The sequence below is a fragment of the Streptomyces sp. BE20 genome (genome assembly GCF_036322525.1).
In the GTDB taxonomy this organism is placed as follows: domain Bacteria; phylum Actinomycetota; class Actinomycetes; order Streptomycetales; family Streptomycetaceae; genus Kitasatospora.
The window spans coordinates 1-419 of sequence record NZ_JAQYWW010000433.1 but is presented as its reverse complement, the minus strand read 5'-3'; the positions used below and the strand labels follow the sequence as shown (position 1 = coordinate 419).

At 74.5% G+C, this 419-nt stretch carries 1 protein-coding gene; it reads right to left on the bottom strand.

Features of this window, described 5'->3' with window-relative positions; translation table 11 throughout:
- Positions 1-419: hypothetical protein (locus PUR61_RS03765; protein ID WP_329875575.1), on the bottom strand; the 419-nt coding region annotated here is incomplete at both ends.

Genomic DNA, 419 nt, shown 5'->3' with positions numbered 1-419 from the left:
GTTCGGGAGGCCGACCTCCAGGAACTGGCGCAGCTCGGCCGCCGTGCCGTCGACGACCTTCGCGGCGGCCTCGTGGACGCTGATGCCCGCGTCCTTGTCCGCCAGGATCCGCCGGACCTCGGCCCGGTCGTCGTCCTCGGCACGGGCCACGAACTGGCCCTCGGCGAGGAACTTGCGGACCGCCTCGGGGCTGCCGGACTTGAGGGCCGCCTCGGCCGCCGCCTTCACGGCAGGGCCGCCGACGGCGAGGACCTGGAAAGCCTTGACGCGGTCGTCGGTGATCCGCGCGTTCGGGAGGCCGACCTCCAGGAACTGGCGCAGCTCGGCCGCCGTGCCGTCGACGACCTTCGCGGCGGCCTCGTGGACGCTGATGCCCGCGTCCTTGTCCGCCAGGATCCGCCGGACCTCGGCCCGGTCCG